Genomic DNA, 13,650 nt, shown 5'->3' on the forward strand with positions numbered 1-13,650 from the left:
GGAATGTTCGAAAAAGTCCTCATCGCCAATCGCGGCGACGTGGCCCTGCGGATCCACCGGGCCTGCCGGGAAATGGGCATACGGACCGTCGCGGTTCATTCCACAGCCGATGCGGACGCCATGCATGTACGCCTTGCGGACGAGAGCGTCTGCATTGGCCCGCCAGCCTCCAAGGACAGTTACCTCAACATCCCTGCGATAATCACCGCCGCGACGGTGACCGGTGCGGACGCGATCCACCCCGGCGTCGGTTTCCTTTCAGAGAACGCGGATTTCGCCGAGATCGTCGAAGCCCACGGTTTCGTCTTCATCGGCCCATCCCCGCAGCATATCCGCGACATGGGCGACAAGATCATCGCCAAACGCACGGTCAAGGCGCTCGGCATTCCCTGCGTTCCGGGTTCGGACGGTCCGGTCGAATCCGTCGACGCTGCCCGGGCCGCCGCCGAGGAGATCGGTTATCCGGTCCTGATCAAGGCGACGGCGGGCGGCGGTGGGCGCGGCATGAAGATCGCGCACGAGCCTGACGAGGTTGTCGAGGCCTATACCATGGCGCGCCGCGAGGCCGGTGCCGCCTTCGGCAACGATGAAGTCTACATGGAGCGCTATCTCGGCAAGCCGCGCCATATCGAGGTGCAGATCGTCGGCGACGGTAAGGGTCATGTGGTGCATCTCGGCGAGCGCGACTGCTCGCTTCAGCGGCGCCACCAGAAGGTCCTGGAGGAAGCCCCCTCTCCGGCTCTCAATGCGACTGCGCGCGCGAGGATCGGCGAGATCGCGGCCAGTGCCTGTGCGAAGATGAACTATCGCAGTCTCGGCACCCTCGAATTCCTCTATGAGAACGGCGAATTCTTCTTCATCGAGATGAATACCCGCCTGCAGGTCGAGCATCCGATCACCGAAATGATCACCGGCATCGATCTGGTCCGCGAACAGATCCAGATCGCCTCCGGCGCCCCGCTCTCCTTCACCCAGGACGACGTCCAACTCAACGGCCACTCGATCGAATGCCGGATCAACGCGGAGAACCCGCGGACATTTCTGCCGTCGCCCGGCCAGGTGACCGACTATCATGCGCCCGGCGGCCTCGGCGTGCGGGTCGATTCGGCACTCTATGCCGGTTACCGTATCCCGCCCTACTACGACAGTCTGATCGCCAAGCTGATCGTGCACGGCTCCAACCGGAACGAGTGTTTGCTGCGGCTGCGCAGGGCTTTGGACGAGATCGTCATTGCCAATGTCGAGACCACCGTGCCGTTGCACCAGGACCTCTCGAAGGCTGGCGATTTCATCAACGGCGAATACGACATACACTGGCTTGAGAAAGTTTTCCTTGCCGGTTAGGGGCTCCCCTTTCCCGGACGAGTGCCCGCGAGGGTGGTGAGGAGGCTCAGGCACGATGTCGCAATTGCGGCCCGAACTGCTACTGCAGGCTTATGCCATCGGGGTTTTCCCGATGGCGGAGAGCCGAAATGACAGCCGCACCTTTTTCGTCGATCCGGACAAGCGTGGAATCCTCCCGCTCGACACGTTTCACGTGTCGCGAAGCCTGCGTAAGGAAGTGCGGCGCCGGCGCTTCGAAATTCGCTGCGACACGGATTTCAAGGCCGTGCTCGAAGGCTGCTCCGAACCCCGGCTGGAACGCCCCGACACCTGGATAAACGATGAGATCTTCCGACTCTATCTCGCGCTGCACGAGATGGGATACGGCCACAGCATCGAATGCTGGCGAGACGGGAAGATGGTCGGCGGGCTCTATGGGGTCGCGCTCGGTGCCGCGTTCTTCGGGGAAAGCATGTTCAGCCGCGAACCGAACGCGAGCAAGGTGGCGCTCGTGCACCTCGTTGCACGCTTGAAAGGCTCGGGTTTCACCCTGCTTGACAGCCAGTTCATCACGGACCACCTGCAGCAGTTCGGAGCGGTCGAGGTACCGCGGGAGCGATACAGGGACATCCTTGCCGCCGCCCTCAAGTCGCCGGCCGAGTTCTATTCCGGCGCGGACGATTGGCCGTTGGTCGAAGCGCTCCTGCACTCGAGCAGCCAGACGTCGTAGACCGGATGCTCGACGGCGTTCAACGCCGGACTCGACGCGAACATCCAGCCGGTGAAGAGACGCCCCTGTTCCTCGTCCGGCTTCTGCTCGTCGATTTCCACGAAGGCGGCACTCTCCGGCGTTTCCGTCGGCGGTCTCTGGCGGCACGCCCGAGGGGTAATCAGGAAGGTGCCGAACCGGCCGGTCTGATCGACTGGTATCTCGAAGGTGGAAATCCGCGCCGTGATCTTGTCCAGTCCCTGCAGCACGGCGACCGGAAGATCGATCCAGGCAGGTTCGCGCGACGCCGCGCCGCTCTGCGCCGCGGCCGGCAGGACGTAGGCGATCGCGGCGGCGGCAACCAGCAGGGGCAAGGCGGATTTCGTCAGTCTCATGTGATCGGTCCCGACGGCGTGTCGCCTACTTACTTGTCCGCGACCTCGCCGGCCGAGAAGATGAACTTTCCGATCAGCTGCACGATATCCACCGGATCCTGCGTGTACTCGATCTTGCCGCCATCCTTGATCGTGTCGGGATCGCCGCCCGGAATGATCTCGAGATAGTTTCCGCCGAGCAGACTCTCGCTCGATATCGCCGCCGCACTGTCGAGCGGCAGCTCGATATCCTCGCGGATGTTCATGGTCACGTGGGCGAGGAAGGTTTCCGTGTCGAGTTCCTGGCTGACGATCGTGCCGATCTTGATCCCGCTCATCCGGACATCGCCGCCGACGGCGAGACCCGCGACCTTGTTGAAGGTCGCGACGACCGAATAACCGCCACCGGTCTTCAGATCCGCGGAGACGTAGGCGAACGCCATGAAGATGCCGGCCACCACCAGCACCACCGCGCCCATTACCGTTTCGATCGTATTGCGCTTCATTTTCCCTCGGCGGGTTGGAGAGAACGCCGGCCCGCAGGGACGCGCCCGGCGGCCTGCCGTCAGTTCGGCGTCCAGGCCTCGTAGTCACCCGTTGCGGGCGCCCGCTTGCCGCCTTCCAGAACATGCCCCGGCGGCCGGTAGGCATAGCGGGTGCCAGTCAGATTCGGCAGATGCTCCTTCTGCCACTCGAAGCCCTGATCCGCTGCCAGCGGCGCTTCCGCCGTGTAATGCAGCCAGGCATGCCATTCCGCCGGAACCTTGGAGGCTTCGTCGATGCCCTTGTAGATCACCCAGCGCTTGCGGCGCTGGCCGCGTGCCGGCTCGGACTTGTGCTCGAAATAGCGGTTTCCGAATTGGTCCTGCCCAACCTCGCGGCCGTTCAGCCATGTATAAATTGCCGTGCCGATATTCATCGACCAAACCTACCCGTCATAAGCGTCAAGACGTTGGCGGAATATGTCATTGCTGCGGCGCGACGTCCAGTCGGACGCTTCGAGCAAAACTCATTCCGCGTTCACCTCCGGAATTTCGATTCCGAGCATTTCGGCCGTGGTGGTTCCGGCCGCAAGTCTTGCCAGCATGTCCGCTTCCTTGCGGACATGCGCCTCGCCCGCTTCCAGAATTGCCGCGGCCTGATGCAGCGGCACCACAGTGACGCCATCGGCATCGCCCAGAATCACGTCGCCGGTCCTGACCGCAACACCGCCGCAGGAGATCGGCCCGTCAATGGACCCGCCGAACCCCTTGTGCGGTCCGGCCGGCACCGAGGCCGATGCGAAGACAGGCACATCCCCGCCGCGCAGATCGGCAACGTCCCGCGCCGCGCCGTCGATGACGAAACCGGCCACGCCCTTGAGTTTCGCCGCGGTCACGAGGATCTCGCCGATGATCGCGACGTCCGGATTCCCGCCGGCGTCGATCACGATGATCTCGCCGGGCCGCATCAGCGGAATGGCCGCATGGACGCAGAGATTATCCCCGGCCATGACGGAGATCGTCCGCGCGTGTCCGACGATCCGCATGTCCGGATGCAACGGAGATACCCGCCCGGCCATGCAGTTCATGCGATTCATGCAGTCACCCGCGACCGCCGGCGGCACCCCCTTCCATCGTTCCAGCGTGGCGGCGTCGAGCGGCTGATAGTCGGCCTTGTATCGAAGAATCGGCATGAAGAGTCTCCCTTGGGTTTCTTGATTTCAGTTCTAGCTTGCCGCGCGCCGCGTCATCGCCGTCAGGAGGCCGGCGCCGATCATCGCACTCCCGCCAATGCGGTTCACCAGCCGGAGCGCGCGCGGGCTGGAGAAACGGCTCCGCATGGTTCCTGCCATGGCGGCCCAGAAAGCGGCGTTTACCGCACCGAGGGTGACGAAGGTCGCGATCAGGACGGCGAACTGGACCAGCAGCGGGCGCGCAGGATCCACGAATTGCGGGACGAAAGCGACGAAGAAGACGATCCCCTTCGGATTGAGCGCGGTGACCACATAGGCATTGGCGAACATCTTCGCCTTGTCCCGCCGTCCGTTCGACGTCGGCGTCGGCGCCAGCTCCGGCGTGCTCCGCCAGAGCTGGATGCCGAGCCAGACGAGGTAGACGGCCCCGGCCAGTTTCAAGGCTGTGAAAAGGTCTGCCGAAGCGGCGAGTACCGCGCCCGCGCCGGCCAGTGACACGCTCATCGCCGTCAGGTCGCCGAGCGCCACGCCCGGTACGGTCGCCCAGCCGGTTTCCCGTCCCCGCGACATGGCGTAGCTCGCGACCAGCATCACCGTCGGACCGGGTATGGCAAGCATGACGGAACACGCGGCTGTGAAGGCGAGCCAGATTGCCGGATCCATGAAACCACTCCGCTCCAGATATCTTGTCGACCGAATGGTCGGCGCGGGGAGTCAGCCACAGAAACTGAAGGTCAGGCAAGGGCCGTGCTCCACGGCTTCCCCGTAATTACGCGGCAAAGTGCGGAAACCCGCACTCAGCCACTAGATGTAGATTTTATGACAATCCGGCGCACAAAATGTGTTGATCCACGCGCCCGATAACGGCATTATTTGCCTAGACGGCTTGGCACGGGCCTTCAAATAGAAAAGCGAAGCTCGAACGTTGTTCCGAGGCTTCGATCCGCCGGTCTGCAACGCACGACCGAAACAAGTTAATATTGCCGAAGCTCACCAATCTTGATTGGCTGAAATACTTCGACTTTACTTGGATTTTACTTCAATTCGAGCGCACAAATCCTGCGATTCACGGATTTCCACGGCACAGCACGGAGCGTTCACTTTTTCGCTCCATGAGGTTGATTTATCATTGCTTCACCGAACCCAAATCCGGTATCGTCTCAACCCTTGGCCACAAGATCTTGTGGCGCCAGCGCTCAACGCCACTGATGAAGACGGAACGGGGGGTTCCAAGCATGAGAATTGATCGTCGGTTTACGGACGCGAAAAAGGGTCCTTACGCGGGCATTAAGTTCAGGAAGACCAGCAGCGAGATCCGCAATCCCGACGGTTCCGTGGTGTTCCAGAACAGCGACATCGAAGTGCCCGCGGACTGGTCGCAGGTGGCCTGCGATATCCTGGCGCAAAAGTATTTCCGCAAGGCTGGCATCCCCGCGAAGCTGAAGCCGTTCGAGGAGAACGACGTCCCCTCCTGGCTCTGGCGCATGGTGCCCGACGAGAAGGCTATGGCAAAACTGCCGGAAGCCGAGCGTTCGGTCGGCGAATCCAGTGCCAAGCAGGTCTTCAACCGGCTGGCCGGCACCTGGACCTACTGGGGCTGGAAAGGCGGCTATTTCGACAGCGAAGCCGACGCCAAGACCTATTACGAAGAAATGTGCCATATGCTCTGCCGGCAGATGGCGGCCCCGAACTCCCCCCAGTGGTTCAATACCGGCCTGCACTGGGCCTATGGCATCGATGGCCCGGCCCAGGGTCACCATTATGTCGATTACAAGACCGGCAAGCTGGTTCGCTCCAAGTCGGCCTACGAGCACCCGCAGCCCCATGCCTGCTTCATCCAGGGCGTCAGCGACGACCTCGTGAATGAAGGCGGCATCATGGACCTCTGGGTCCGCGAGGCGCGTCTCTTCAAGTACGGCTCCGGTACCGGCTCCAACTTCTCGCGCCTGCGCGGCGAGGGCGAGTCGCTCTCCGGCGGCGGCAAGTCCTCAGGCCTGATGAGCTTCCTGAAGATCGGCGATCGTGCCGCCGGCGCCATCAAGTCCGGCGGCACCACCCGTCGCGCGGCGAAGATGGTGACGGTCGATATCGACCATCCGGACATCGAGAAATACATCGACTGGAAAGTGATCGAAGAGCAGAAGGTCGCGTCCCTCGTCGCCGGCTCCAAGCTCGCGCAGAAGCACATGAACGAAGTCATGGCCGCCTGCCGCGAGTCCGAGGACCTGGTCAATGGCGCGCGCTTCGATCCGAAGCAGAACCCGGCGCTGAAGAAGGCTATCAAGGCCGCCCGTAAGGTGATGATCCCCGAGAACTACATCCAGCGGGTGATCCAGTTCGCCGAGCAGGGCTACACCGCCATCGAATTCCCGACCTACGACACCGACTGGGACAGCGAGGCCTATCTGACCGTTTCGGGCCAGAACTCGAACAACTCGATCCGCGTCACCAACGACTTCCTCGAAGCCGTCGCGGAAGGCAGGAACTGGGACCTGATCCGTCGCACCGACGGCAAGGTTGCGAAGTCCGTGAACGCCGCCGAGCTCTGGGACAAGGTCTCCAATGCGGCCTGGTCCTGCGCCGATCCGGGGATCCAGTACGACAGTACGATCAACGAATGGCACACCTGCCCGGCTTCGGGACGGATCAATGCATCCAACCCCTGCTCCGAGTACATGTTCCTCGACGACACGGCCTGCAATCTCGCTTCGATGAACCTGATGCAGTTCCGACACGAGGACGGCAGCTTTGACATCGAGTCCTTCGAGCACGCCACCCGGCTCTGGACCATCACGCTGGAAATCTCCGTGCTGATGGCGCAGTTCCCTTCCAAGGAAATCGCCAAACTGTCCTACGATTTCCGCACCCTCGGCCTCGGCTTCGCCAATATCGGCGGCCTGCTGATGGCGAGCGGCTTCTCCTATGACAGCGACGAGGGCCGCGAACTCTGCGGGGCGATCAGCGCGCTGATGACCGGCATCGCCTACAAGACCTCGGCGGAGATGGCCGGCGAGCTCGGCGCGTTCCCCGAGCACGCACCGAACGCGGAGCACATGCTGCGGGTCATACGCAACCATCGCCGTGCCGCCTATGGCGAGGAAACCGGATACGAGGGTCTCGCGATCAACCCGGTCCCGCTCGACGCATCGAAGAGTCCGAATACCGCGCTCAACGCAGCCGCGATCGCGGCCTGGGACGCGGCGCTCGAACTCGGCGAAGAGCATGGCTATCGCAATGCACAGACCACGGTGATCGCCCCGACCGGTACGATCGGGCTGGTGATGGATTGCGACACCACCGGCATCGAACCGGACTTCGCCCTGGTGAAATTCAAAAAGCTTGCGGGTGGCGGCTACTTCAAGATCATCAATCGCATCGTCCCCGAAGCGCTGAGCAACCTCGGCTACAAGGACGAACAGATCGAGGAGATCATCCGCTACGCCGTCGGCCACGGCACGCTCGAAGGCGCTCCGGGCATCAATCCGGAGAGCCTGAAAGCTAAAGGCTTCGGCGACGCGCAGGTCAAGGCGGTCCAGGATGCCGTCGCCTCCGCCTTCGACATCAAGTTCGCTTTCAACAAGTGGACCCTTGGTGAGGATTTCTGCCGCGACACGCTCGGCTTCACCGATGCGCAACTGAACGATCTTTCCTTCGACATGCTGCTCTCCCTTGGTTTCACCAAAAAGCAGGTCGAGGAAGCCAACACCTACGTTTGCGGCGCGATGACGCTGGAAGGCGCACCGGACCTGAAGGACGAGCATCTTCCGGTATTCGACTGTGCCAACCCGTGCGGACGCATCGGCAAGCGGTTCCTCTCCACCGAAAGCCACATTCGCATGATGGCGGCCTCCCAGCCCTTCATCACCGGCGCGATCTCCAAGACCATCAACATGCCGAACGCGGCAACGGTCCAGGATTGCTCGGATGCCTACATCCTCTCCTGGAGGCTCGGCCTGAAGGCGAACGCCCTCTACCGCGACGGCTCCAAACTGAGCCAGCCGCTTTCGTCCGCACTGGTGGATGACGAGGACGAAGAGGAAATCGAGGAACTGCTGGAGGCGCCGGCTGCCGCGCAGGCACCGGTCGTCGCCGAGCGGATCGTCGAGCGCATCATCGAGCGGGCCGCGGAGCGCCGCCGTCTGCCGCACCGGCGCAAGGGCTACACCCAGAAGGCCAATGTCGGCGGTCACAAGGTCTATCTGCGGACAGGTGAATACGAGGAAGGCAAGCTCGGCGAGATCTTCATCGACATGCACAAGGAAGGCGCCGCCTTCCGCTCGCTGATGAACAACTTCGCCATCGCGGTTTCCATCGGCCTGCAATACGGCGTGCCGCTGGAGGAATATGTCGACGCCTTTACGTTCACCCGCTTCGAGCCGCAGGGGATGGTTTCCGGCAACGACGCGATCAAGATGGCGACCTCGATCCTCGACTACATCTTCCGTGAGCTGGCGATCTCCTATCTCGACCGCCACGACCTCAGCCATGTCGAAACCGACGACCTGCTCCCGGACAGCATCGGCGACGGCGACGACCAGAATGCGGTGGATGCGGCCAAGGCCCAGCTGATGGAAAAGGTCGGCACCATCACCAGCCGCGGCTATGTCCGCAAGAATCTGGTGGTGCTGCAGGGCGGCCAGTCGCAGACGGTCAAGGCGACCGGCACCGACAATGCCCAACCGGTGATGGCTTCCCCGGCGCCGGCGCAGGCGGCGACGGTCACGACGACGGTCTCGAAGTCAGCTTCCGTCACCGTGTCCGAGACCGTCATGGATGCCGTCGACGACAAGTTGAACCGGATCCGCGAAGCCCGCATCAAGGGGTACGAGGGCGAAAGCTGCAGCGAATGCGGCAACTTCACCCTGGTGCGCAACGGAACCTGCATGAAGTGCGATACCTGCGGCAGCACCTCCGGCTGCAGCTGACCGGACAGGCGCCTCCCTAACCCATGGCGGAGGCCGTCGCGATGAATTCGCGGCGGCCTCTTCATTTTCGGAGAGATTTCAGAGACGGACCAGCGCCTGCTCGACTTCGTTGACCGGCAGATGGGTCAGGTCCTTGTCGAGTTCCCGGCGCAGTTTGGCTTTCACTGGCTGGCTGTAGTGCGTTCTCAGACTGCCGAGTGTCCGCGGATCGGCAACCACAACCAAATCGCTGAATTTCTTGCCAAGCGCCCAGTCATTGAGCTTCGCTGCCGTTTCTTCGGCAAAATACTGCTTCTCGAGCACATGCCAGTTCGTGGCATCCACAGCGCTCTTATGGCCGGCCGAAGGATCATTCATCCGTCCCGGCCGATCCGAACCCTGCAAATGATCTGCGGGATTGTCGGTATAATCGCTGTCAACCACCCGCAGATCGATGAGATCTGAGTCACCGTGGTTCTCAAATACGACGAAACGCTCGCCGTCGGCCACGAGAACCCAAGCTTTGTGCGGCACCTGCATGTGAATCCCCTTTCCGGAGACTTACGTTCGCTGGAATTGCGAAGACGCATTCTCCTGTGATTCCTATGTGGTGATGTCAGAGCGGGCCCAAGTAGGTCATCTCGCCGCAGTCCGAGACCGGCGTGGTCAAACGGTCCCCGGCCCTCTCCGGCCGGACTCTCGGCAATCAATAATCCAAATAATTCCGCCCTGGCGTCGAATTCGACGAACGGCGACTGGGCCAAGAAAACCGTTAGCTGTTGCTTAACGAAGAAACTGCATAATGAGATTAACTCACATGCATGCTCTGGAGACTTCCCAATGGGACTCGACCGCCTTTCCTTCGCGCAGAAGATCGGGCTGATCATTCTGCTGGCAGCATTTGCAATGGCCCTTCAGATAGGTGCCGCCCTCTGGATCAAGTATGGCGACCTGTATGACGAGCGCGCGCGCGAGATCAAATCCGTGATCGAGACCAAAGTCTCCGAAGCGATGGCTCTTGAGGCGCGGGCTGCGGCCGGAGAGATGACGCGGGAGGAAGCCATCGAGCTGTGGGAGAAAAACGCTCTCGCCGTCCGCTTCCGCGGTTCCGAATATCTCTTCGGTTACACGATGGAGGGCATAACTGTCTTTCACGGCGCCAAGCCCGAACTCAAAGGCACGGACATGTCCGGCGTCGAAGATCCGAACGGCGTCAAAATCATCTCCGAAATGGTATCCGTCCTGAAGGAGAACCCGAGTGGCGGGCGATTCGAGTATATGTGGCCCAAGGCAGGTTCGGATGTGCCCGAGCCCAAGCTCGCCTACGTCTCCCTCATCGAACCCTGGCAAGTTTTTGTCGGCACCGGAATCTACATCGACGATATCAACGCCGCGCTGCTGGACTACGCTTTGAAGGCTGGCGGCCTGACCGCCTGCATCCTTCTCGTAATGATCCTTGTTGGCCTCGCGATCTCACGTGGCATCACCGGCCCGATGGAAGCGCTGCGCCGAACGATGTCCGAGCTTGCAGCGAACAATCTTGGCGTCAACGTACCCGGCATTGATCGCCGGGACGAGGTTGGCGCGATGGCAAAGGCGGTTCAGGTCTTCAAAGAAAACGCCGAACGTGTCGCGGCGCTTGAGGAAAGCCGGTTGGAGGATGTCAAGAAGGGCGAGGCTGAACGCAAGCGCATGCTCCAGGATATCGTCACGGAACTGGAAAGCTCGATCGGTCGCGTGACCGACGAGGTTCAGAATTCAGCGGAAACCGCGCGCCGTTCCGCCGCCGACATGCAGCAGACTGCCGCCGAGACAGCCGACAGTGCACGTGAAGCCGACGGCGCCGCGCAGAATGCCTCGTCAAGCCTGCAAAGCGTGGCCGCCGCGACCGACGAGTTGACGAACTCGATAGCGGAAATCGGTCGCCAGGCCGACCAGTCCGCCTCGATCTCCCGTGCGGCCGCGACGGAGGCCGAGGACGCCAACGCGAAAGTGACCAGTTTGCAGAGTTCGGCCGAGCGCATCGGCGAAGTTGTCAATCTGATCAATGACATTGCCGAGCAGACCAATCTGCTTGCACTTAACGCCACCATCGAGGCGGCGCGTGCCGGAGAAGCAGGCAAGGGTTTTGCCGTCGTCGCCAGCGAGGTGAAATCGCTCGCCAACCAGACCGGCAACGCCACGCAGGAAATCGCCGGACAGATTTCCGCGATCCAGCAGGCGACCAAGGAGGCCGCCGAGGTGATCGGCAAGATCGTCGGCACGATCCAGAATATCGACGAAACAACATCGGCAATCGCTGCCGCCGTGGAAGAACAATCCTCCGCCACCCGCGAGATTTCCGGAAGCGTGGAGCGGGTCTCCGACGCGACGGAAACCGTCACGTCCAACATCGGCAAGGTGAACATGGCGGGCGAGCGCTCGGACAAGGCCGCGCACGAACTTTCCAGCGTCACCGACAAGCTTGGCAGTCAAATCGCCTCGCTCAAGGAGGAAGTCGACAAGTTCGTCCGCCGCCTTGCCAACGCTTGACCTTGAGTGTCATGCCGGACATCCGCCTGACGGATGTCCGGCATGACACCTTGCCCGTTGTCCCGCGGTCTCGTAATACCTGAACACGATACTCCTTCAGGTACGCGACCGATGGTTCCAGCCGCGCTGCTCCCCCTGCAACCGATCCCTCCCGATGACAGGCAATGGGAACTCGGCAACAGATATCTCTCCGACCACGGCAAGCTCCAAGCCTATCTCTGGCGCCTGCGGGATGCCGTCGACGCGGAGCTGGCCCCGGTCATGCCGGAATATGCCGGCAAACCCTATCCGCTCGGCCGCTGCCGGGAAATCAGGGATGCGCTCTACGATCGGCTCGTTGCCGATCTTCATGCCCCGGCTTGCGAGATCAGTCTCGCTCTGGCGAGGTTCATCCAGGCTGGCGGGATCGGCCGCAAGATCTGGGGCGTGCTCCGGGAAAGCTACTTCCAGAATGCGATCCAGCTCGGTCCCTGGTATGTCGACGTGGCGAACGACACGGTCACGCCCAGCAAACCGAAGATCGAGGTCCTGGCGCTGGAGAATTCCGGTATGGTGGCCGTCGCCGATTTCTTCCACTTCGCGCGGATCGCCAGACATTATTGGCAGTGCGAGGTCTTCGCGAACACCGTGGCTCCGGGTATTGCTGCCCTGTTTCCGATGATCTGCGTCAACGATCATGGAGCGGTCTGGCTCGCCGCCGGATCCGATCAGATGATCGCGATGACACGGTCCCGAAAATTCCGGCCCGCGCTCGAATTCATACTGGAAACACCAGCGCCGCCGGCGCAGGTTACGGCCTTGATGAAGGCGCGGCTATCCCGCTGCGCTCACGAGATCTTGAGCGAACAAGGCGAGTCTCTGAACGCCATCAGGGCCAGAATCGCCGCTTCATCCTACGAGGATGAAACTTATTACAAGGACTGCGTGGACGCGTTTCACGAGATGCAGAACGCTCCCTGAGGTTGAGTTGCGATCATTCGATCGTGGGGATCTTGACTGTTCGAGGCCCTCAAGCCTTTGCCATGGAAAACTGCATCCGGAGTCCCGGATTCGGGAAAAATCCGCAGTGTTCAGCCGATTTTCGTAATTTGAGCGCGTTCGGTTGAGGTCGTTTCGCGCCGGTTTCGAAAGAGCACAGACACCTGAGACGCACCTCTTTATTGCCCGCGACTTGAACCAGACAGGGCATCCTATGAGGAATCTCCCAGCCGTTTGAGACTTCGTAAATATCCGTTAACTAACTTACCTGTACTTCAAATACTCTGCGAAATTCGCCGCAAAAATACTTATTGCGGTCCTACACACCCTGAACTACTATATATAGAGTTTCGGAACCAGAATTGTACGGTTCCACCCCGGTTAGCGGACCCGCAGGGGCAGAGCTTCAATCCTTCGGGTTCAGAGTTCCATCGTCCGCCAAACGATGGAAGACTGGGGGAGCGGTTCTCTCCCATCCCCGCTCCCCGATTACCCTGTGAAGCTCCTAAGGACGAAGCCTCTATCGTCCGATACTGGGTGCGTCATCTACTGACGCACCCTTCTTTTTCAAAAAAGTTAGCGGGCTTCCATGCGACTGTCTATGCTTCGCGCCGTTCCTCGCGGACTATTTCTAACAGATCGTTCCAGAATATTGAAGGAGTCACCTCATGGCCGGTTCTATCGACGCGCGCCTTTCCGAACTCGGCATCGAACTGCCAAATGCGGCCGCACCCGCTGCCAATTACGTTCCCTATGTGGTTTCCGGCAAGACGCTCTACATCTCCGGCCAGGTGCCGTTCTGGAACGGCGAGCTGAAAGGCGTCGGTAAAGTCGGCAAGGACATGACCGCGGAGGAAGCGCAGCAGATCGCGCGGATCTGCGCGCTCAACATCATTGCGCAGGCGAAAGCGGCCTGCGGCGGCGATCTCGACAACGTCGCGCGGGTGGTGAAGGTCGGCGGCTTCGTCAATGCGACCGACGATTTCACCCAGCACCCGATGGTCGTCAACGGTGCGTCCGACCTGATGGTCGAGGTGTTCGGCGACAAGGGCAAGCATGCCCGCTTTGCGGTCGGCGCCGGTTCCCTTCCCCTCGGCGTCGCGGTCGAGGTCGAGGCGGTGATAGAACTCGCCTGATCAGGCGCCATTTGCTTGA

Annotated in this window: 12 protein-coding genes; 6 read left to right on the top strand and 6 right to left on the bottom strand. The window is 61.4% G+C overall.

The features are described 5' to 3' along the window. Positions 1–3 precede the first annotated feature (3 nt). Positions 4–1,344, top strand: coding sequence for an acetyl-CoA carboxylase biotin carboxylase subunit (gene accC / locus ACOOE1_RS08395; protein ID WP_420405893.1), 1,341 nt, complete (start codon positions 4–6; stop codon positions 1,342–1,344). Positions 1,345–1,399: 55 nt separating this feature from the next. Continuing rightward, positions 1,400–2,053, top strand: coding sequence for a leucyl/phenylalanyl-tRNA--protein transferase (gene aat, locus ACOOE1_RS08400; RefSeq protein ID WP_420405894.1), 654 nt, complete (start codon positions 1,400–1,402; stop codon positions 2,051–2,053). Here aat and ACOOE1_RS08405 read toward each other — a convergent pair. The 5 genes from ACOOE1_RS08405 to ACOOE1_RS08425 all read right to left on the bottom strand — a co-directional run bounded on the left by ACOOE1_RS08405 (position 1,987) and on the right by ACOOE1_RS08425 (position 4,744). Further along, on the bottom strand, positions 1,987–2,427 hold the full coding sequence (locus tag ACOOE1_RS08405) for a DUF2155 domain-containing protein (protein ID WP_420405895.1): 441 nt from the start codon (positions 2,425–2,427) through the stop codon (positions 1,987–1,989). The two genes, aat and ACOOE1_RS08405, sit on opposite strands and share 67 nt — an antisense overlap. Positions 2,428–2,456: 29 nt before the next feature. Then, a complete protein-coding gene (mlaD, locus tag ACOOE1_RS08410; protein WP_420405896.1) occupies positions 2,457–2,912 on the bottom strand; it encodes an outer membrane lipid asymmetry maintenance protein MlaD in 456 nt (151 codons plus the stop codon). 59 nt (positions 2,913–2,971) lie between these two features. Next, positions 2,972–3,325, bottom strand: a complete 354-nt coding sequence (locus ACOOE1_RS08415) for an NADH:ubiquinone oxidoreductase subunit NDUFA12 (protein WP_420405897.1) — start codon at positions 3,323–3,325, stop codon at positions 2,972–2,974. Between the two features lie 90 nt (positions 3,326–3,415). Continuing rightward, positions 3,416–4,081, bottom strand: coding sequence for an RraA family protein (locus ACOOE1_RS08420; RefSeq protein ID WP_420405898.1), 666 nt, complete (start codon positions 4,079–4,081; stop codon positions 3,416–3,418). 33 nt (positions 4,082–4,114) lie between these two features. Continuing rightward, positions 4,115–4,744 carry a LysE family translocator gene (locus ACOOE1_RS08425; protein ID WP_420405899.1) on the bottom strand — a complete coding sequence of 210 codons (630 nt, stop codon included), beginning with the start codon at positions 4,742–4,744 and terminating at the stop codon, positions 4,115–4,117. Between the two features lie 572 nt (positions 4,745–5,316). Between ACOOE1_RS08425 and ACOOE1_RS08430 the strand changes: the two genes are divergently transcribed. Next, positions 5,317–9,006, top strand: a complete 3,690-nt coding sequence (locus ACOOE1_RS08430) for a vitamin B12-dependent ribonucleotide reductase (RefSeq protein ID WP_420405900.1) — start codon at positions 5,317–5,319, stop codon at positions 9,004–9,006. Between the two features lie 78 nt (positions 9,007–9,084). Here the strand turns inward: ACOOE1_RS08430 and ACOOE1_RS08435 are convergent, their stop codons facing one another. Then, entirely contained in the window at positions 9,085–9,525 is a 441-nt protein-coding gene (locus ACOOE1_RS08435; RefSeq protein WP_420405901.1) for a host attachment family protein, read from the bottom strand. A 300-nt stretch (positions 9,526–9,825) separates the two neighbouring features. Here ACOOE1_RS08435 and ACOOE1_RS08440 point away from each other — a divergent pair, with 300 nt between their 5' ends. From ACOOE1_RS08440 to ACOOE1_RS08450, 3 genes are all read left to right on the top strand, one after another. Next, a complete protein-coding gene (locus tag ACOOE1_RS08440) occupies positions 9,826–11,517 on the top strand; it encodes a cache domain-containing protein (RefSeq protein WP_420405902.1) in 1,692 nt (563 codons plus the stop codon). A gap of 111 nt (positions 11,518–11,628) precedes the next feature. Beyond that, positions 11,629–12,477, top strand: a complete 849-nt coding sequence (locus ACOOE1_RS08445; protein WP_420405903.1) for a hypothetical protein — start codon at positions 11,629–11,631, stop codon at positions 12,475–12,477. A gap of 686 nt (positions 12,478–13,163) precedes the next feature. Continuing rightward, positions 13,164–13,631, top strand: coding sequence for a RidA family protein (locus ACOOE1_RS08450; RefSeq protein ID WP_420405904.1), 468 nt, complete (start codon positions 13,164–13,166; stop codon positions 13,629–13,631). Positions 13,632–13,650 lie beyond the last annotated feature (19 nt).

The organism is Nisaea sp. (assembly GCF_965216895.1).
GTDB lineage: Bacteria > Pseudomonadota > Alphaproteobacteria > Thalassobaculales > Thalassobaculaceae > Nisaea.